Annotated in this window: 17 protein-coding genes; 9 read left to right on the top strand and 8 right to left on the bottom strand. The window is 57.2% G+C overall.

Going from position 1 to position 19,097, the window contains the following annotated elements; genetic code table 11:
- Positions 1 to 11: 11 nt before the first annotated feature.
- Together QQJ86_RS08675 and QQJ86_RS08670 are read right to left on the bottom strand one after the other, a co-directional pair.
- Positions 12 to 1,775 carry an alpha-keto acid decarboxylase family protein gene (locus QQJ86_RS08675; RefSeq protein ID WP_284320535.1) on the bottom strand — a complete coding sequence of 588 codons (1,764 nt, stop codon included), beginning with the start codon at positions 1,773 to 1,775 and terminating at the stop codon, positions 12 to 14.
- A 495-nt stretch (positions 1,776 to 2,270) separates the two neighbouring features.
- Complete coding sequence (locus QQJ86_RS08670; RefSeq protein WP_284320534.1) at positions 2,271 to 2,612, bottom strand: hypothetical protein; 342 nt, start codon at positions 2,610 to 2,612, stop codon at positions 2,271 to 2,273.
- Between the two features lie 164 nt (positions 2,613 to 2,776).
- Between QQJ86_RS08670 and QQJ86_RS08665 the strand changes: the two genes are divergently transcribed.
- Positions 2,777 to 3,577: a hypothetical protein gene (locus QQJ86_RS08665; protein ID WP_284320533.1), complete on the top strand. Its 801-nt coding sequence runs from the start codon at positions 2,777 to 2,779 to the stop codon at positions 3,575 to 3,577.
- A 147-nt stretch (positions 3,578 to 3,724) separates the two neighbouring features.
- On the opposite strand, the gene QQJ86_RS08660 is transcribed toward QQJ86_RS08665, so the two are convergent.
- Positions 3,725 to 5,074 (bottom strand): YyaL domain-containing protein, encoded by a 1,350-nt coding sequence (locus tag QQJ86_RS08660; RefSeq protein WP_284320532.1) that lies wholly within the window; start codon positions 5,072 to 5,074, stop codon positions 3,725 to 3,727.
- Positions 5,075 to 5,568: 494 nt separating this feature from the next.
- Here QQJ86_RS08660 and QQJ86_RS08655 point away from each other — a divergent pair, with 494 nt between their 5' ends.
- Together QQJ86_RS08655 and QQJ86_RS08650 are read left to right on the top strand one after the other, a co-directional pair.
- The gene (locus QQJ86_RS08655; RefSeq protein WP_284320531.1) at positions 5,569 to 6,036 is read left to right on the top strand and encodes a pilin; all 468 of its coding nucleotides are present in this window, start codon (positions 5,569 to 5,571) and stop codon (positions 6,034 to 6,036) included.
- 517 nt (positions 6,037 to 6,553) lie between these two features.
- Positions 6,554 to 7,114, top strand: a complete 561-nt coding sequence (locus QQJ86_RS08650) for a hypothetical protein (protein WP_284320530.1) — start codon at positions 6,554 to 6,556, stop codon at positions 7,112 to 7,114.
- Positions 7,115 to 7,795: 681 nt separating this feature from the next.
- On the opposite strand, the gene QQJ86_RS08645 is transcribed toward QQJ86_RS08650, so the two are convergent.
- Positions 7,796 to 8,035, bottom strand: coding sequence for a hypothetical protein (locus QQJ86_RS08645; protein ID WP_284320529.1), 240 nt, complete (start codon positions 8,033 to 8,035; stop codon positions 7,796 to 7,798).
- Between the two features lie 237 nt (positions 8,036 to 8,272).
- Here QQJ86_RS08645 and QQJ86_RS08640 point away from each other — a divergent pair, with 237 nt between their 5' ends.
- Both QQJ86_RS08640 and QQJ86_RS08635 read left to right on the top strand, forming a co-directional pair.
- A complete protein-coding gene (locus QQJ86_RS08640; RefSeq protein ID WP_284320528.1) occupies positions 8,273 to 9,298 on the top strand; it encodes an aldo/keto reductase in 1,026 nt (341 codons plus the stop codon).
- 56 nt (positions 9,299 to 9,354) lie between these two features.
- The gene (locus QQJ86_RS08635; RefSeq protein ID WP_284320527.1) at positions 9,355 to 9,774 is read left to right on the top strand and encodes a nuclear transport factor 2 family protein; all 420 of its coding nucleotides are present in this window, start codon (positions 9,355 to 9,357) and stop codon (positions 9,772 to 9,774) included.
- A 3-nt stretch (positions 9,775 to 9,777) separates the two neighbouring features.
- Here QQJ86_RS08635 and QQJ86_RS08630 read toward each other — a convergent pair whose 3' ends face one another.
- Positions 9,778 to 10,188 carry a hypothetical protein gene (locus QQJ86_RS08630; RefSeq protein ID WP_284320526.1) on the bottom strand — a complete coding sequence of 137 codons (411 nt, stop codon included), beginning with the start codon at positions 10,186 to 10,188 and terminating at the stop codon, positions 9,778 to 9,780.
- Positions 10,189 to 10,575: 387 nt separating this feature from the next.
- Here QQJ86_RS08630 and QQJ86_RS08625 point away from each other — a divergent pair, with 387 nt between their 5' ends.
- Positions 10,576 to 13,533, top strand: coding sequence for a bifunctional diguanylate cyclase/phosphodiesterase (locus QQJ86_RS08625; RefSeq protein ID WP_284320525.1), 2,958 nt, complete (start codon positions 10,576 to 10,578; stop codon positions 13,531 to 13,533).
- Positions 13,534 to 13,617: 84 nt separating this feature from the next.
- Here the strand turns inward: QQJ86_RS08625 and QQJ86_RS08620 are convergent, their stop codons facing one another.
- The 3 genes from QQJ86_RS08620 to QQJ86_RS08610 all read right to left on the bottom strand — a co-directional run bounded on the left by QQJ86_RS08620 (position 13,618) and on the right by QQJ86_RS08610 (position 16,433).
- Entirely contained in the window at positions 13,618 to 13,881 is a 264-nt protein-coding gene (locus QQJ86_RS08620) for a hypothetical protein (protein WP_284320524.1), read from the bottom strand.
- A gap of 198 nt (positions 13,882 to 14,079) precedes the next feature.
- Entirely contained in the window at positions 14,080 to 15,672 is a 1,593-nt protein-coding gene (locus QQJ86_RS08615; protein ID WP_284320523.1) for a PAS domain-containing sensor histidine kinase, read from the bottom strand.
- A gap of 365 nt (positions 15,673 to 16,037) precedes the next feature.
- On the bottom strand, positions 16,038 to 16,433 hold the full coding sequence (locus QQJ86_RS08610) for a serine hydrolase domain-containing protein (protein WP_284320522.1): 396 nt from the start codon (positions 16,431 to 16,433) through the stop codon (positions 16,038 to 16,040).
- A 228-nt stretch (positions 16,434 to 16,661) separates the two neighbouring features.
- Between QQJ86_RS08610 and QQJ86_RS08605 the strand changes: the two genes are divergently transcribed.
- The 3 genes from QQJ86_RS08605 to QQJ86_RS08595 all read left to right on the top strand — a co-directional run bounded on the left by QQJ86_RS08605 (position 16,662) and on the right by QQJ86_RS08595 (position 18,959).
- Positions 16,662 to 17,033: a DUF2946 domain-containing protein gene (locus QQJ86_RS08605; protein WP_284320521.1), complete on the top strand. Its 372-nt coding sequence runs from the start codon at positions 16,662 to 16,664 to the stop codon at positions 17,031 to 17,033.
- A 167-nt stretch (positions 17,034 to 17,200) separates the two neighbouring features.
- Positions 17,201 to 18,289, top strand: coding sequence for a transporter (locus QQJ86_RS08600; RefSeq protein ID WP_284320520.1), 1,089 nt, complete (start codon positions 17,201 to 17,203; stop codon positions 18,287 to 18,289).
- Between the two features lie 193 nt (positions 18,290 to 18,482).
- Positions 18,483 to 18,959 carry a peroxiredoxin family protein gene (locus QQJ86_RS08595; protein WP_284320519.1) on the top strand — a complete coding sequence of 159 codons (477 nt, stop codon included), beginning with the start codon at positions 18,483 to 18,485 and terminating at the stop codon, positions 18,957 to 18,959.
- The last annotated feature ends 138 nt before the right edge of the window (positions 18,960 to 19,097 follow it).

The following is a 19,097-nucleotide window of genomic DNA, read 5'->3' as shown; positions in this document are numbered from 1 at the left end:
GATGGGGCGTTTCATTCGCTGCCGAGTCGATACATCTGGCCGGGCAGATCCTTTTGCGGGATGACAACTTCAACTAGCACGGGCTTGTGCTTGATCCCCGCGATGCGGGGTAACGCGGCTTTCAGTTCATCTATCGTTTCCACCCGGATGCCTTCCGCGCCAAATGCCTTCGCCAACGCGAGGTAATCCCACTTGGGAAGGATGTCGAAGGTATCGAAGCGGTTTTTCGGGCCAGGCTTGAACGCATCCATGTTCACGTACACCTGCTCAATGGCATAAACCTGATTACTCATCACGAAGATGACCGCGTTAAGCCGATTGCGGGCCAATGTGGACAGCGACTGACAAACCATCATGAAGCCACCATCACCGGCTACCGTCCACGCGCGCTTGCCACTGCCCAGTTGCGCACCGGAGGCAGCACCCGTCTCGAAACCTATGCATTGCCATGCCGCGGAAGAAATGAAACTACCTTGCGACAGGCCATAGCAGTTCGTGGCGACGTACATTGCCGAACTGACACCATAGGTCATCACGATGTCCTTCAGCAGGTTGTTATCCTGCAGAAATTTCATCGTGTGTTCGAAGAACCGGTTGTAAGTGATGATTTGTGGCTTGGTGTCGTAGACGGCATCGGAATTTCCCGCCCACGGCTGCGGGTATTTTGGCTGAGGCGGCGCTTTGGCCTTGATCGGATAAGCCTTGCTTGCCTTGAATTTCGTCAGCAGGGCTTCCATGAAGTCCTGCATAGTTACCGCACCGTATTTGAAGTACCCAGCGCGGACACCCGCCGTATCGGCCAACACCATGTCCGCGTACTTGCTTTCGATGAAGGCAAGGTAGTCGTCAGTAATGATGGCGCCCAAGGTCAGCACACAATCGGAAGCTTGGACGATTTCCCGCACGGATTCGATCGACGCGGCATCGGAGTAAGTGCCGATGAACTTGCCGCCCTTCTCATCCAACACGGTCTTGCCGAGTGTCGTCGTGGTGTAGAGAAAGCCGCTGGCGTCGATGATCTGCTTCAGCAACTCAGATAGACCAAAGCGCAGAATCTCCACGCCGGCAAAGATCAATGGTTGCTTCGCCTGCGTGATCTGGGTCCAGGCTTGATCCACTGCGTTGCGAAGCGCAAGCTCCGGACTTTTGGCAACACGAGGCTTGAGCGGTGTCTTCGGCGGACGTGGGCAGGGCTGCCCCCATACTTCCTTGTAGCAGGCGATATATACCGGTCGTTTATCCGTAATCGCATCGACCAGCAATTCATCGATTTGCTCGGCGGCTCCTACATTGGTGCCGAGCGTGATCGCTTTGACTGTAACGTTCTCATAGACCTTCCGGTCCGCATCAAGGTCACCGGTGGAATGGTGGAACAGCACGTCATACATGTCCGTGATATCGCGCATGTCGGCACCAGGCGTGGCGCTGATCACCACAATCGGGCTGCGCTCCACCCATGCACCGGCAATGGCATTGAGCGCGCTGTAAGTGCTTACGCCAAATTGCAGCGAAACCGCTGCAAGGCCACGGCTTCGCGCGTAAGCATCAGCGGCATAAGAGGCATCCAGTTCGTTGATCGCACCGATCGTATTGATGCCGTCGAAATGCTCCAGCGCCTGGGTGAAGTGCTTCACATAATCGCCGGGAATCTGGAATACGTCAGTCACATTCAGCTGCTTAAGTCGGGTCAGCAAGTAGTCGGCGACGGTGAAATCAGTAGTCGCAGGCGCCCCTGAAGCGACAAGTGATTTCTTTGAGATGCTGCTACGTGTCATGGTGACTCCCCTGGGCAGCTGATACCGCCATCGTCAACACGGAATACGTTGAAAGCCATCGCATCACTCCATCAATGAACGGAGGTTCCTTGGAAAGGTGTGCTAGCTATATCTGTGGCGCTTTGGATGCGGAAACCTGCCGAACTTCTGACATGGCATGAGTGTTTGCGCCTCCAATATCTGCGAGCGAAAACACCCACGGCATGACCTTCCCCCATGCGAAGCTCACGCATAGAGCCAAGGCACACCTTGAAACCTATCTAAGACGAAAGTCGCTTCTTTCTGCGCCGCATAGATCCCTGCCCCTGTTTCCTGTAAAACCCCAATCACCCGCAACATTGCGCACACGGGTTTTTTCGAGTTTGCGATTGGATATGTGACGACCATGTCTTTTCCGAGTTATCCCCGCGATAACGCGCAAGGTAGCTAAACGACTTAGCTGCCTTCGTCTCGGCTCCTTTGCTTAGCGCTGACTTCGAAAATCATGGTGTCTAGTCAGATTAGAATTTGCTCGCCCTCTAACGGCTCGCAAGGAATCGATGAATCGTAGTGCTGGACAGTTTCCGGGTGAGTTAGCAGGTACCGATCATCTTCGGGGTAATAACGGGAGCGCGAGATATCTTCGCCCGCGAAAGCCTTGATGGAGGCTTCGTCTTCCCACCAGCTGAGCGTGACAATCTCGGATCGCTCGGCATCGATATCTCGCACCGCGATCACTGCACCCAGATTTCCGTCTGTGCGCCGGTATTCGGCTATCCCTGTCGCGGTGACGTACTCCACATATTCTTGCTTTAACTCGCGGCGAATTTCCGCGCGCCACTCTCTCAGGATTGCCATACATCCTCCTTTAGTCCAGGTCCTCAAAAACTGGGCGAGGTAGTTAGCCTGTTCTACTACCTCCGCCCCGGGTTTCGCTATGACTCATCAAGCTCATAGTGAGAGGGACTTGTGTGCCCGCTTCATGTTCTCGTAACCTGAGCTGCTGGCTTGGAGAAACGAAAATGCCCAGCACCATCCCTCAATTGCATACCGAGTTTTTAGAAAGGGTCCGTTCGGAGGTTGCGCGAGACACGCGGTTTAATGCCCTATTGGCAGGTGGCTCGTACATCCACGGCGGCTTCGATCAGCAATCTGACCTGGATTTTGTGGTCGTCGTCGAAGACGACAAGTACCAAGAGGTCATGTCGTCGCGGCATGATTTCGCGAAACGAATAGGCGACTTGCTGTCGGCGTTCACCGGAGAACACGTCGGCGAGCCAAGGTTGTTGATCTGCCTATATGGGCCCTCCCTGATACACGTCGATCTGAAGTTCGTGACGCCTGGAGATCTTGGCCGACTTGTCGAACGCCCGGCAGTGATATTTGCACGCGATCCCGAGCACACCAAGGCACTTCTTGACGCTGCCATCATCGCTTGGCCAAGCCTCGCACCGGAGTGGTTTGAGCAGCGGGCTTGGATCTGGCTTCACTACGGGGCAACTAAGCTCGCACGTGGCGAGTTGTTTGAGGCTATAGGGATTCTGGCCTTCTTTCGAGAACAAGTCCTTGGACCGATGCTGCACCGGCGGGCGGGTCGTCCACAGCGCGCGGTGCGGCGCATGGAATTGATGGACGACCAAGCTAGCAAGCAGTTGACTCGTACTGTGGCAGCACACGACGTGGTGTCAGTACGCGCTGCACTGTTGGCAGCCATTGAATTGTACGTTGACCTCCGGAGCGATGAACTTCCTCGAGAGGTGGTGCGCCAGATGCCTGAGGCTCTTTTTAGCTACCTCAACGAAAATATCAGCTCCGCGAAGTAGTACGTGGCAGCCAGGTCGTTCCAGCAAGCAAAAAGGTGGCAGGGTGCATTTCTCAGACGTTCTAAGAGAGCACTCTGCTCCTTTGGGTTCAACAAGCTCGGCAGAGCTAGTATCCCAGCACGAACTGGATGATTTGTTCAGAGCTCCCTAGGGTAAAACCGAATAGCCAGTGAGGTGGAGATAGGCCCCGCCTTCTTTCGCGTTTGCAGCTCCCGGCATAAAGCTAATCGTATGATGGCCCGCTTTGGGCCAATGCCACGCGAATAAAATCGAGTTTGGCGTATGCCGGCCGTTACTGGATTTGTTTTGCCAGATGCCGGTTTGATCGAACGTTTCGACATCGTCGACGACGACACGTGCATGGCCAGGTTCGCAACAGTTATCGCCGATTGTGCCGATTAAAGCGATCGCTGAGCCATCGAATGTAATCGGCTCCGAATTCAGCGTGATATCACTTGTGATGAAGTGTGCGCCCGACCAATCGTTGGTGTTTGACACCGTCGTATTCGGCGAGACGGCCGCCGCTGCGACCTCCAGTGCGAATCCGCCATTGCTTTGCCAGACGCTGGTCAGTGCAGTGGGAGCTGGCCCGTCAAAGAAACGGCCGAACGTACCGTCGTGCGCGCGTGCTGACCACGCTGCTTCTGCGTTGCGTAACAACCATTGTTGAGCAGGCTTGAAATGGCGTTCAGTTGCGAGTTCGTAGAAGGCTTCGACCAAGGGTTCGACGATATCGTTTTCGGCTTGAAGATCTGCAAAGATGCCACGCGGATCGGATAGGTGTTCGTCGAACACACGTGCCGTGGCGAACGACTCTTGCAAATAGGCTGCGTTGTGCGTGGCTCGATAGAGATGCAGTCCATTCCAGATCATGTCACCGTTCACCGAAGCGAAAAAGCGATGCGGGGTCTGCTCGCATGTCTTGCCGTCGTCGAAGACGTAAACGCTGTAGAGCGGTACTTTAGGGTCGAGAAAATACTTGCGGATCGACGCATAACGCGTTGATGCCGCCGTGAGGTAGCGTTGCTCGTGAGTGGCCTCATAAAGCAAGAGCGCGGCCTTCACCCCATTCGCATCCGTTTCAAGGGTTTTGAGCTGATTGGTCCCACCATCGGCGAGTTGATAGTTGATGGCCGGACACGCGCCGCGTGCAAAGACTTGCGCGTGTTCGACAAAATCGAAGGCTGCGCGCGCTTTTTGCAATGCAATGGGGTCATGCGTGATTTCGTATTCGCGTGACGCCGCGATCGAATCCCACTCTGGAACATCGCTCCAGGAACTGCACGCCACACCCTCGGCGCAGGGGGCGGGATAGGACGGCGCCGTTTTCTCCAGCGCACCCATGAGTGGCGGAACCTTCGGGTCATTGGTCGTTTTCAAATCCAACCAAAGCGTGTAGGTCATCGAGTCGACGCCCCAGTCCTGATTGGATGCGTGACAATCCGCGGCGGCGCATTCCCGCCACTTTCCGTCCCCGGTGTAGAAGACGCGCACCATGGCGTCGACCGCATCGGAGCCGGCTTGGCGAAAGGTTATGGGCGCAGCCCCAACGGTGATCAGGGCCAGACAGGCAAGTATTAATCTAGTCACGCTGATTCTCCATCCGCTCAACTTGCACCGATAGCACATGGCGGCGTTTCGCGGGGTAGCTCCGTGAGCGTACATCTAGTTGCCGTGGCGAGCGCCCCCAGAAAAACGCGAGCCTGCTTCTCGCAGCAGGCCGAGGAACTCTGCGAATGCAAATCTCACAGAAGTAACCTTGCGCTAATTGGCGTCGTTTCGATCTGCGCCAAAATACCCTAAAGGGTAATCAGCTACTACACGACGAGGTAATCAGCTGATGCAATGCCAAGAGCAGCGAAAGCTCGGCGCTTATCAAGCGAGTTCCTCAAGCTAAAAACGTGCAGCCGAACGCAGTCTGTAACTGAATTTCCGGCACACTAGGAAGTGCCGTAACGCACGTTGCGGCATTTCCTACAGGGGGAAATACAGTGAAGCACGCAAGCTCGGCTCGCCGCAGGGCTGGTTTTACGTTGATTGAATTGATGATTACGGTGGCAATCATTGCCATCCTTGCCGCGATCGCTATACCCGCTTACAAGAACTACTTGATCCGTTCTCAGGTATCGGAAGGATTTTCGCTAGCGGCAGGTCCCAAAGTGGCGCTCGAGGAGTTCTATGCGAACTACGGCTACTTCCCCGCTACGGATGCTTCAGCGGGTATCGCACCCGATATGTCGGGCAAGTATGTGAGCCATGTCTATTCCACGGAACGGCCAGGCATGATCCTTATCCATTTCGACAGCACCGGCGGCCAGTCGGCCAATATTGCAATCTCCGGAAAGCAACTAGGACTTTCAGCCGTAACCAACGAAGGCTCGATTTCCTGGACCTGCAACAACACGAATATCACTGACCCAGAACTGCTCTCCTATCTTCCGTCGAGCTGCCGTCTCTAAGGACACGGCTCGATCGCCAACGCGATTCTATTGCTCAACACCGCCCTTGTTAGGCACCTCCCGCGAACGACATGGTTATGACGTGGCATTTGCTCACGCTTGCATTTAGCTGACAGAGAAGCGGACTTAAATATGTAGTCCTATTCCTACAAGCAGTAGGGCTTCCACCTGATTTCTTAAGAGCCGGATTCTGGCGCAACCTATCGTCGCTGGATGGTCGTGCCTCTGCGCATCCGGCGGTTAGCTAACCAGAGCTTCGTTACCCCCTAGGATGAAGCTCAAGGCCCCCGAAAGGGGGCCTTTCTATTTGTTACACATGCCTCCTTCGCGACACACCTACTGGAGGCGGGCGCGCAACGCCTGGGTCGGCAACGTACAACGCAAATGGTGCAACTCCGGCACTCACTAGTACGTACTAAGCCACGGGACTATAGTTTTGTAGCCCTTCCACGGACGACTGGCTCGCAAACTTCCGCCCGGCAAGGCCCGTCATCACCGTGTACGAATGGAGGCCAGTATGAACATGTTATGCAAGGCGATCATCGCCGCAGCATTGGCCCTCATTACCGGCCCAAGCTTGGCCGTGGAGCTCTCGGTCAACACCATGGATAGCCGGGTGCTTCCGGTTTTCGTGCAGGTGAATTCGGAAGGCGAGGTCACGCGCATTCTTCCGGCGGAGCAGCTTACGCCCAAGTTCAATCGCATGCTGGATGAAGCCATCCGTAGCTGGATCAAGAAACCCGCCATGGTGAATGGCCACGCGGTGAATAGCTCGATGATCATGCGTGTATCGCTGAATGTGCAGCCGCGTAGTGATGGTAATTACGACCTCTTCTATCACTACATTTCCACCACGGCGACGCCCATGGCCAGCGCTTCTTCGTATTGGAAGTGGACTAATAACAACCTTGCTCTGGTGACCGATTCGGATGAACTGCGCGATCACCGCCACGACATCGAGCGCCGTGCGTCAGACGCGTATCCCGCTACCTATGATCGCGGCAGCCTGGCAAGGATGGCCTCGCAGACCAGTGCTGGCAGTCGCGCGTCAAGCAACTCCAGTTCGCGCAGCCATTGATGGCTGCGCCTTCTTATTTGTGCTGATAACAGCGCCAACCAAGAGAGCGTCCATGTGACGCTCTCTTTTTAATCTTCATTTTGAGGTATAGGCAGTGGGCATCGGTAAAAGGATCATCGACACGTTGCTCGCTTTTTTGGTCCTCTTCGTCATGTCTGGCGCTGCGGCAGCTGTCTTGCTGGGTGGCCTGATCTGGCTCGGTATCTATCTCTTCCGTCATCTGCATTGAATACAAAAGCAGCCTGGCATGCAGCGGCTGTCAATGCCTAAACGGTAGCAACCGGCAATCAAAAGATCGCCACAGTCCGTCGCTTCCCTCGATGCTGATGACGGGCTCACCCTCCGTTGCCCCGTACTCGTAACAACATCGAAGAGCAAACGTGAGCGCATCGGTTCGCGAGGGAAAGCGCAATGGCTTCCCATCCAATACGAGCACGCATTCGCATGCTTCGGGCCCTGGGTAGCGGAGATAGAAGTGTTGCAAGCAACCACCTATGCGAGCGCGGCGTTGACTTCACTCTGGTGGTGCGCCTGTTGGTACATCGTGATAGCTGCGTTTTTCAACAGTGAATGTGACAGGCAAGCGCTCGCCGTGTGCGCAAAATCACACTGACACTGACGACGTCGTTCGTGCCTCGCCTGTAAGAAGTCGCCGCAGCATTCGCGCTGCGACTTCCGGTGTCACCGGGTCATGGCATCGAACCGTTTTGGCAGCGGCGTACCATCGGCCGGCAGCGCGCTGATGGCCATGTCCCGCACGGTGCGGGCCAGGATAACGCCTCTTACGAACGCGTCCTTCGCAGGGCCAGGGTTGTCTGGCGTCTGGGCTACGTTGAGGAAAAAGGTTTCGTACAAGCTCCTGATCTTTTCCGCGTAGGCGTCACAGATGATGTCGACGTCACGGTTTGATGCGATTGGCATGGGTGTTCCCATTGTCTTTCCCTGAGGGATCTGTACGCGATGCAGCAGGCCGAACTATAGCTTTCTTTTATGCGGGAGCTTTACCTTTCTCGCGCAGCGGAGCCCGCCAAGCGACCACTACCCGATCACCTGCACTTCTTGCTTGATCCTACAAACCGCCCTGCCCGCCCTTGCAATCATGCAGCCGCGGGACAAAGGTAGGTGGATCACTCCCCCTATCAACAAGAGGATGCATGCATGGAATTTCGACGTCTTGGCGCATCTGGCTTCAAGGTGCCGGTGCTGAGTTTCGGCACCGGTACATTTGGCGGCAAAGGTGAATTCTTCAGCGCCTGGGGCAGCACCGATGTGGCCGAAGCACGGCGGCTGGTGGATATCTGCCTGGATTCGGGCGTCACCCTGTTCGACACCGCGGACATCTATTCGTCCGGCGCTTCGGAATCGATTCTGGGCGAAGCGATCAAGGGGCGCCGCGACCAGGTGCTGATCTCCACCAAGGCCACGTTCCGTTTCGACGACCAGCCCAATAACGTGGGTTCGTCGCGTTATCACCTGATCCAGGCGATCGATGCTTCATTGAAGCGTTTGGGCACCGACTACATCGACCTGTTCCAGTTGCACGGCTTCGACGCGATGACGCCGGTGGAAGAGACGCTTTCCACCTTGGACGATCTGGTGCGCGCCGGCAAGATTCGTTACCTGGGCGTATCGAACTTCTCCGGCTGGCATTTGATGAAGTCGCTAGCGGTCGCCGATCGCTACGGTTACTCGCGCTATATCGCCAACCAGACGTATTACTCCCTGATCGGGCGCGATTACGAATGGGAGTTGATGCCGTTGGGCCTGGACCAAGGCCTCGGCGCGGTCGTCTGGAGCCCGCTGGGTTGGGGACGCCTTACCGGCAAGATTCGCCGCGGCCAGCCACTGCCGGCCACCAGCCGTTTGCACAAGACGGCAGACATGGGCCCGCAGGTCGACGAGGAATACCTGTATCGCGTGATCGATGCTCTCGACGACGTTGCCAAGGAAACCGGCAAGAGTGTGCCGCAAATTGCGTTGAACTGGCTGCTGCAGCGGCCGACGGTGTCGACGGTGGTGATCGGTGCACGCAATGAAGAGCAGCTGCGGCAAAACCTGGGAGCTATTGGCTGGAATCTGACAGTCGAACAGGTGGCGAAGCTGGATGCGGCAAGCGCGGTGACGCCGGTGTATCCGTATTGGCATCAGCGCGGGTTTGGGGAGAGGAATCCGCCGCCGGTTTGAATGCACGGCACACAGTCCCCTCCCCTGCTTGCAGGGGAGGGAGTAAATGCGCCGAAATGACGACTGGACAAGATGGAGATAACGCGTTGGAACCCAAACTCACAACCGAATCCAGGCTCCTTCCCATCCTCGAACAACTCCAACAGCGCGAACCCATCTTCCACCACCCGGAATTCGGCACAGCTCGTGCCGATTTCGAAGCCATGACCGAACTCGACTTTTGGGAAGTCGGCGCTTCCGGCAGCCGTTACAGCCGCGAATACGTGCTGGACGTGCTCGAAGAACGCTATCGGCAACCGTTCGAGGATGATTGGCAAACCAGCGATTTCCACTGCCGGGAAATCGCTGCAGATAATTACCTGCTCACCTATACCTTGCAGCAGGGGCGGCGCAAGACACGCCGCGCCACGCTATGGCGGCATACGGTGCAAGGCTGGAAGATCGTCTACCACCAGGGCACGGTGGTCGCAGACTAAGGCCTATCGAGCACCACCTTCTTGAATGGCTTCACCGCCATTCAAATGTCCAAGGTTGCTCAGCCCTTGATTCTCCTTCGTCTTCGCGTTCGATGATGAGCTGACGAAATGCCCGCTCTGGTCGAAGCTCAGTACGGTGGAAACCGTCTTTTCCACATGCTTGGGAATTTGCGAACCGGTGGTCGGCGTGCCGTCACCCGTCACTTCCTGATACTTGCTTACGTACTGCAACTGCTGACTGCCATCCGGCATGCGCGTCGCCTGGAAAGGCTGACCCAAGGCAGACTCAACTTGGGCAATCGTGGTTACGCCCGGCTGAAACGATGCGATCGTCGCCGGATCGACCTTCTGCGCCGACGTCGCGCAGCCCGCCAACACCATCGCAGCCACCATGGCCGCAACAACCTTGTTCATGAAAACTCCCCTTTCTTCCTGATTATTGAGTTGATCCTGCGTCGCGCATACTCGGCGAACATCAGGTGCGGGGGCACATGCCTTAAGTCACGACGCCCCGGGGCTAGCTTGCCGAAGCCTATCCAGGAGTCGAGAGCCACTTTGCGCGGAAAACAACGGCGGCACCGGACAGCTCCCAAACTTCCGAAAGCGTTGCGCAAATCACCGTTCAAGCCGAACCTGAGCTTCGCGTAGCAGCCTTACCCGCATGAATCTTTAAAGCTATCAGCAGCTTAGCCGATACATTGACAAAGCCACGACAGCAATGCCTCATTAACGACAGGGGTTCACATTTCCTGTACAGCGCGTATCCACTGATAGGTGAGCCATAACGGCAGATTGGTGGCCATGAGCCTGAGTCTTCCTATCTCCATCACAACGCACGAGCCGGAAAATACTGCGTGGCTCGGTTGCCTGATCGAAGCCGAAACTCCCGGCGAAGTCTGTTCGCTCATCGAAACCCTGGTGCAGGCGCAGCCTCATTGCTTGAAAGCCAAAGTGCTGATGCTTGCGTACCGGCCAGAACAAAGCGCTGCTGACGAAGCACAGCCACCCGATCCGGAAGAGCTCACGCTCGCGCGGGATGCATTGAATGCCGCCGATGGTGTTCGCGTGTCATCCGACGGCAGGCGCTACGCCCTTACTCTGCTCAACACACAACAAGTCGTACTGCTGCTCACCACGACCATGGAGGGCTCGGCCAAGAATCTACTGGGCCACATCGGTACCTACGTGCAACTGGGTGTGCGCCAATTGCATCACACCATCAAGCTGGCCGAACTCTACGACTCGCACAGCCAACTGGAGCACTCGGAAAACCTGCAGCGCGCGCTGTTCTCCATCTCCGAGCTTTCCGGCTCGGACCTGGACATGCCGGACACGCTGCATGAGATCCACCGCATCGTCAGCGGGCTGATGTATGCGGAGAACTTCTTCATCGTCCGCTACGACCCGGAACAGGAAACCCTGCGCTTTCTGTATTACGCGGACGTCAAGGATGAAGACAAACCGAAAACCAACCACGACATGCGGCTGGAAGATCGACGGCACACGCTCACTTGGTACCTGCTCACCCAGGGCAAGCCGCTGATGGGCAGCAACGAGCAGTTGCTGGAACAAGTAAACGGCCCGCTGGTGATCGCCGGCCCCGACAGCGATGACTGGCTCGGCGTGCCCATGCTGCGAGACGGCCAGGTGCAAGGTGCGCTGGTGGTGCAAAGCTACGGCACCGGCATCGTGTATTCGTACGACGATCTCTCTCTGTTGGAATTCGTCGGCAGCCACATTCTTACCGCGGTGGAACGCAAGGAAAGCAAGGACGAACTCGAACGTCGCGTACGCCAGCGCACCGAGGAACTGGCCGAAGTGAATCGCGGCCTGCTGCAAGAAGTACGCGAGCGGCATCGCGCCGAACGCCTGCAGGAGGCGCTGTTCCAAGTGGCCCAGCTCGCCACCGCCGACATTGACGAAAACACGTTCTACGAGCGCGTGCACACGGTGGTCGGCCGGTTGCTGGACGCCGAGAACTTCTTCATCGCCCTGCTCAGCGACGATCGCACCAAGCTGGAATTTCCCTATTACATGGATACCGGCGTGCGGCATCAGCTGTCGCGACCGATCGGCCGTGGCCTGAGCGAATACGTGCTACGTAGCGGACAGCCGTGGTCAGGCACGCGCGAAGACATCTTGGCGCTCACGCACGACGGCGAAGTAATACCGCACCATATTGGCGAGCCTTCCGCCTGCTGGCTGGGTGTGCCGCTGAAAGTGGACGAGTCGGTGATCGGCCTGGTCGCCGTGCAGAGCTACGAAAAAAACACCGGCTACGGCGCGCAGGAACAGGAACTGCTCACCTTCGTGGCATTGCAGATCGCCAACAGCATTTACCGTCGCCGCTCCGCTGCAGCGTTGCATCTGGCCAATCTGCGGCTCGAACACCGCGTGGAAGAGCGCACACGGGAGCTGCGCGCCGAAATCGCGCGGCGCGAACAGATGCAGCAACAGTTGCATCACCAAGTGATGCACGATCCACTCACCGGCCTGCCCAACCGCAGCTATCTGCGTGAACGGCTGGACCGCATTCTCAACCGCATGCAGAGCGACTCCAGCCGCCGCTGTGCCTTGCTATACATCGACGTCGACCGCTTCAAGGTAATCAACGACAGCCTCGGTCACCTGGCGGGTGATGAATTCCTCAAAGCCGTGGCCATGCGTTTGCTTACGCACGTGCGCGAACCGGATATGGTGGCGCGGCTGTCCGGCGATGAATTCGCCATCCTGCTGGAGCACATCGAAAACACCGATACCGCCACCATCATCGCCGATCGCGTGCTGCAGGCGGTGGCGGCGCCGCTGCGCATTTCCGGCAAGGAACTGGAGCCCTCCGTAAGCGTGGGCATTGCCTTCGGCGATTCCAGTTATCGCGACGCAGACGAATTGATCCGCGATGCGGACATGGCGCTTTACCAAGCCAAAGAGCTAGGCCGCAAACGCTTTGCCGTGTTCGACGAAGCACTGGCCAAGGGCATGGTGGACGTGCTCGCGATGGAAAGCGAGCTACGCAAGGCGCTGCGACAAGGTGAGTTCGAACCACATCTCCAACCCATCTGCCAGCTCGCCGACGGTAAGGTAGTCGGCTACGAAGCCTTGATTCGCTGGAATCACCCGCAACGCGGCCTGCTGCGGCCGTCGGATTTCATAAAGATCGCCGAAGACAGTGGTTTGATCGAAGCGATCGATTGGCGCCTGTTTGAACTCAGCTGCCGACTGCTCGCGCAGCAAGGATCAAGCGAACTGTTCATCACCTTCAACGTATCCGCCTTGCATCTTCGCCATGTCGATTTCGACGTGCGTGTCATGAAGATGCTCGAACGTACCGGTCTTGCACCCTCCCGTCTGGTGACCGAAGTGACGGAAGGTGCCTTGCTGGATAACCCTGAAAGCGTACGCGCCGTGCTTGATCGCCTGCGCAGTGCGGGCGTAGGCGCTGCGCTGGATGATTTCGGCACGGGTTACTCGTCGTTGAGCTATCTGCATTCCCTGCCCTTGCGCATGCTGAAGATCGACCGCGCCTTCGTGCATGAACTCGACAAGGCCGGCAGCAGCAACAGCACTACGGTAGTCGCCGCGATTCTCGCCTTGGCGCACGCGCTCAACATTCAGGTCATTGCCGAAGGCATCGAAACGCAGGCACAACTGGAAGCGCTGGTGCGCATGGGATGCGAGATGGGGCAAGGTTATTTGCTAGGGAGTCCTGCACCGATGGTGCATTGGATGGAGCCGCCGCTTTCGCCAGGAACGACATAGGTTGGGGTTCTCACCCCAACCTATGCATTAACTTAAAGGGTATGTGGCCGGCCCGTCATGACACGGGCCGGCGAAAGCGTGACATCAGGCCTTCAGTTTGCCGCTATCGTGCGGGGTGTGCTGATTCTTTTCTTTCACTTCGCGCAGCAGTTCCAGTACATGCGCGTGCTGTTCGCGACGTTTCTGTTCCTGCGCGGCAAGCAATTCCTGCCGACGTGTCATACGCACCGGATGCTCGGCCTTGGCTGCCGGACGCACAATGCGGCTGATGTAGTCGGAGCATGTCTGCCACAGTGAATGCGGCGAGCCCGGAGACCTACCGGGGGAAATGGAATCTGGGGTGCTCATGGAGGGCCTCCACACGCTTACGGTTGCCCAAGGCAGCGAACGCTACCTGGACGATCAATGTGCGCCTGGGACCGTTAGGAGTTTGTAATGCATCTGGTTAGGAATTTGCTCATGGAACGACCGGCGTGGCAGGTACCGCGCCCGGCGGCGTAGCGCCGAGCTTGAAACTCGTCCAATGCATACAAGCACCTGCGAAATTCAGGCATGCACCTGCCTGTCTTCCACGGCTTTCGCAATCGCTTCCACCAGGCCAAGACGATCGTACGGCTTGGACAAGCGCGTGGCGCCGTCACTCAAATCCCCCGGAATTTCTGCATACCCCGTGGCCAATACCACGGGCAACGCAGGCCAGCGGATATTCACTTCGCCGACGAGTTGGGCACCCGTCATGCCTGGCATGGCGTGGTCGGTAATCAGCATGTCGACATCCGGACAGGTTTCCAATACCTGCAAGGCCTCCTCGGCCGAGGCAACTTCCGTTACGCGATGCCCCAGATCCTGCAACACCGCACCCGTAGCGTTTCGTACCAGCGGATCGTCATCCACCATCACGATGTACAAGCTGTGCGGCGCAACGAACGGCTTTAGTGACGTCAACACCGGTGCTGTGTCGTTTGCATGGTCGGCCAATTGCGGCCGTACGCTGGGCAGCCACATTTCCACTCGCGTACCGAAGCCCTTGCTGCTCTTGATCACCAGGCGCCCGCCCGATTGCTCGGTAAGGCCGTGCACCATCGACAAGCCCAGCCCGGTCCCTTTTCCCACACCTTTGGTGGTGAAGAACGGTTCGGTCGCCTTGACTTGCGTTTCTTCGTCCATGCCTTCGCCTTCATCGGTGACGGAAAGGCACACGTATTCACCCGGCGCAAGCTGCGTCGAATGCGTAGCATCGATGATCACATTGCGCGCGGTGATGGTCAGCTCGCCGCCCTCCGGCATGGCATCACGTGCGTTGACGGCGAGGTTCATCAACGCCAGCTCCAGTTGATTGGCATCGGTCTTCACCGAATGGAGCGACGGTGGGAACATCGTGGTGATGTTGACCCGTGGACCGAGCGAGCGGCGCAGCAGTTCGGTCATATTGGCCACCAGCGACGCGATGTCCACAGGTGCTACGCGCAGCTTCTGTTTGCGGGCAAAAGCGAGCATGCGCTGTGTCAATGCCGCGCCGCGCTGTACGGCCGATTGTGCGTTCTGCACCAACTTTCGTAGCGGCGACTCGTGCGGCAGCTTCAGCTCCACCATGTCCAAACAGCTCTGGATCACCATCAGCAGATTGTTGAAATCATGCGCTACGCCGCCGGTGAGCTTACCGATGGCTTCGGTCTTCTGCGACTGAAACAACGCTTCGCGTGCACGGTCCAACTCCTCCGCAGCATCACGCTGGTCGGTCACGTCACGCGTGATCTTGGCAAAGCCCACCCATTGGCCGTAGTCGTCCAGAATGCGGTCAACTACTACATTTGCCCAGAACCGCGAGCCGTCCTTGCGCACGCGCCATCCTTCACTTTCCACGCGCCCTTCGGATAAGGCGCGCATCAGATTTTTCTGAGGCATGCCCGCATCCCGATCGGCTTGCGTATAGAACAAGGAAAAATGCTTGCCGATGATTTCCTCCGCCGTGTAACCCTTGATGCGTTCGGCACCAAGATTCCAGCTGACCACGCGTCCCTCTGGGTCCAACATGAAAATGGCGTAGTCGGTAATCGACTCAACCAACAGCCGATATTGATTCTCCGCCGTCAACGAAGAAGGAGAGGCAACGACAAACTTTGCAGATAGATTTTCCATGCGCATTCGAACCACAAATCAATCGGAAAACCCGATGTGAAGACATGATGAAGATTCACGGAGCCTTGCCTGCAAGTACGTAGCTAACGTCGCAAGCCGAACCATTCTGAACGCGTCACCACTCGGTCGCACATTCGATGAAGACGTGTGTGCGTTCTGATTCTGAACCTCAAGCAAGCTTCATGAAAGACCCTGTTGCACTTTTTTTAAATGCAGAAGACATGTGCGTGCGTTCTTCACTCACGCATCACGTTTTCGCCAGATGTCCATTTCGCCAGATGTGCAGTTGGACCACCGTAGGTTGGGTGAAAACCCGAACATCACGATCCAAATGCACATATCAACGCTGGTTTTTTCACCCCAACCTACAGCGAATTCGTCTTCCCTGGCGTCGCCCTGATCGCTGCCGCAATCAACGCCAGATCATCCTCCATCCCAAAATCCGGCGGTCGCGAATAACCAAAGCTCACAATCACCAATTTCGCCGACGGCACGATGTAAATCCGCTGACCAAGAAAGCCACTGGCGAAATAGCCATCCTTCGGAAAGCCCTTCGATATGCGCCACTTGGTGAAATCATCCGATCCATCGTTGGTCCAGAAACCTGCGCCATATGTCGACCCCAGTGTGGAGCGGCGCGACCAGTCCACCCAGCCTTCGGGAAGAACGCGCTGTCCATCCGGCGCCACGCCATTGTCGAGATAGAGCCGGCCAAAGCGTGCGTACGTGCGTGCATGCAGGCGCGTATACGTAAGACGCACCCACGAATATCACCGAACACAAGTCATGCGCGGCTTGGTCGGGCCGGAAAATCACTGCCGCTGCAACCAGCAGCGGCGCACCGATCCATAAGCCCACTTTCTTCGCCATGGGCCTGCCCCCGCCTGGTTTCGATATTCGACGCAAGATATTCCCATGCTGTTACCTTAGCTATCTTCGGAGCGTGCTACGCTTATGCGTCGGGCGCACTCGCTCCAAGGGAAACCATCGTGCTGCAAGGCAGACGTCCACTTCGATCCGTGACATGGCTGGCAATGCTGGCCATGGCGTTGATCGTCGTGATGCCGGTGCTGTCGCGAAGCATGTCCATGACGGCCATGTCCGTCGCGGACGGTGACTGCCCGGTCCATCAACTTGCCAGCACGAAGCACCCTTCCTCGCCGCAAACGCCTGCTGATCCGACCGATCGCTGCCCGTATTGCGTACTGCTCAATCACACGCCGCTGCTTGCTTCGGGCGTGGTGGTTTATCTGGCGCCCGTTGTACCCGTTTCGACGATTGCATCGATCCACCGGATCGACGAAAAGCCTGCATCGCGTCTCCTTAGCGCAAACCCACGCGGCCCGCCGCTCATCGCCTGACACGCCACGCATGGACGTCGCGCCTGGCCGTTGTGCCATGCCGTTCATGCGCTTTATTCACACTGCCGAATAGCGCATGCGATGCGTCGCATGTGGCCAATCGCTGCAGCGCGTCTTTTACAGGCGTTGCACCACCTGGCCGTGGTGGCAACAGGAGTTTCCATTCGATGAGTCTTCAACAGTCCGTACGTGCCAAGCGCGTGCGATCACGTCCGCACGTGACGATCATGGGTTTGCTTGCTACCTTTGCATTGCCACAGGCGGTGCAAGCATGTGCCACCTGCGGTTGCACGCTCAGCACCGACGCCGCCACCGGTTATTCAACCGCCGAGGGCTGGCGCATCAATGTCGACTACACCTATATCGATCAGAATCAATTACGCCACGGCAGCCGCAAAGCCACGGCGGAACAGGTGGTCGATCAACCGGCCAATCCGGCGCTGGGTGGTGGAGAAATCGAGAAGAACACCACCAATCGCTACATCAACCTCACCGCGATGTATCGCTTTAATGCGGATTGGGGCGTGAGTGTGATCGTGCCGTACGTGATCCGCGATCACAGCACTTACGGTACGCAACTGCAGCCCTATACGCCGGCGGAAACCGCGCCGGACCAAGTCAGCAGCACACATGTTTCCGGTCTGGGCGACGTCAAGATCTTGGCCAATTACCAAGGCTTTTTGCCGACGCACAACCTGGGTGTGCAGTTTGGCGTGAAGCTGCCGACGGGCAATTACGGCGGACAAAACGCGGACGGTAATCTGATCGGCCATCCGGTCACGTTCCGTAACGGCCCCGTCTTGGGGCAATCACTCGATACGGATCTGCAGGCAGGCACAGGCAGTACCGACCTGATCGTTGGTGCGTATTACTTCCAGCCGGTGAGCCAGAACTTCGATGCATTCGCCAGCGCACAATTTCAGGCGGCGGTGAAGGAAAACCTCAACCAGCCTGGCGGCGATTACCGCCCGGGCAACCTCACTACCGTCAGCGTCGGCTTGCGCTACGAGGCGCATCCGAACTGGGTGCCGCAAGTGCAGATCAACTGGTCGCACAAGATGGCTGACCAAGGTTTTCTTGCCGACGTGCCGGATACCGAAGGCACCGTGGCCTATCTCAGCCCGGGTATCAGCGCGAGTGTGAGCAAGAATCTGCAAGTGTATGCGTTCGTGCAGGTGCCTATTTATAGTCGTCTGCAGGGGTATCAGGTGTTTCCTGGATGGACGGGGACGGTGGGTGTGAGTATGAAACTCTAACCAAACATGTGACCCACATGGTCGTCATTCCCGCGAAAGCGGGAATCCATCTTCGTCTCGGCACCAGAGCAAAATGGATTCCCGCTTTCGCGGGAATGACGGCCTCGAGGGATGCGAGAATGTCCTACAAGACTAAAACACACCAATGACCATGCTTCGTAACACTTATCTACGGCATATATGCATCGTCTTGATGCTATGCCTCATAGCGCTCCCCACATTCGCCAACGACCTCGTCGTCGGCCAGCCCGCTCCGGCCATCACGCTCACCACACTCGACGGCAAGCACATCGCGTTGAGCGATCTGCGCGGCAAAGTAGTCATTGTCACTTTCTGGGCTACATGGTGCGGTCCATGCCGCGAAGAACTTCCCCTACTTTCGCGCTACGCAAGCGAGCATGCGAAGGACGGATTGGTCGTGCTCGGTTTCAGCCTCGACGAACCGGACAGCCTCGACCAAGTGCACAAGGTAGCCAGCACGCTGAGTTTTCCGGTCGGCTTGCTCGGTGATCCGCATGTGGCCGGCTACGGGCGCATCTGGCATCTGCCGGTGAGCTTTACCATCGATCGTGATGGGAAGCTGGTCGACAATGGATGGAAGGACAAACAGCCGGTGTGGACGCAAGAACGTCTCGACCGGATCGTTACACCGCTGCTTGGGAATTCTTAAGCTTGGATGGTAATCCCGGCATGCTTCGCGCTTTCCGATGCTGGGATTTCATCCCAGCCTATGTATGGACTCGCCCCCTTCGTCAACCGCTTTTTTCATCCCCGAATGCCGGCTGCATCTATGTATGAGGCCTCACCA

Source organism: Dyella acidisoli (assembly GCF_030160295.1).
Taxonomy (GTDB): domain Bacteria; phylum Pseudomonadota; class Gammaproteobacteria; order Xanthomonadales; family Rhodanobacteraceae; genus Dyella_B; species Dyella_B acidisoli.
The sequence above is the reverse complement of the archived record's forward strand: the minus strand, read 5'-3'. Positions and strand labels throughout refer to the sequence as shown.